1 protein-coding gene is annotated in these 593 nt (G+C 42.2%); it reads left to right on the top strand.

Translation table 11 applies throughout. The annotated features are described in order from the left end of the window. A partial coding sequence (locus R7E78_RS28485) for a hypothetical protein (protein WP_318058930.1) occupies positions 1-593 on the top strand: 593 nt, incomplete at both ends.

Genomic DNA, 593 nt, shown 5'->3' with positions numbered 1-593 from the left:
CAGACGTTAGCTTCGACGGACGCGATAACCGCAAGCATTCCTCACGAAACCATTTTGGATAGTAGCGGGCGAGTTGATGAAGTTATTTACTATGTCCCTTTTGTAAAGGAGATCCTAGGTGATGGCTTCAAAAACGTCTCAGAAAACGCGAGCCAAAAACTGGTAATTCAAGCTATTGATGAGTCAGAGAATGAAAGCACGACTCAAGAAGTTTATTTCAGAAGCAGTTTCGACTTGCCGACGATGACTATCGTGACACCTTTCATTGGTGCACGTGTTCAATTGGAAGGTTTAAACCCTAACGGAGAGTTTACGTCATTAGCCAGTTGCTCCACGATTCAGCAACCGGAAAGTGATGAGTCTGCCGCGTTTGATGTTGCTTCATGTGAGACTACAACCGATGTTGTTAATTATGATTTTATGCGAGTTCGCTTAATTGGTGTTGATGGAACTGATCCGCATTACTATCAATGGAAGGATAATAAAAGCGCAAGAGCTAGCGTTAACTTAAACGATGCAAATATAGGTGCATACTTCGAACTGAACGGTTCGAATACTTATTATGTTACGGAGTTATCTACTTACCAAACAGG

This window comes from Vibrio sp. YT-19(2023) (genome assembly GCF_033337395.1).
The sequence above is the reverse complement of the archived record's forward strand: the minus strand, read 5'-3'. Positions and strand labels throughout refer to the sequence as shown.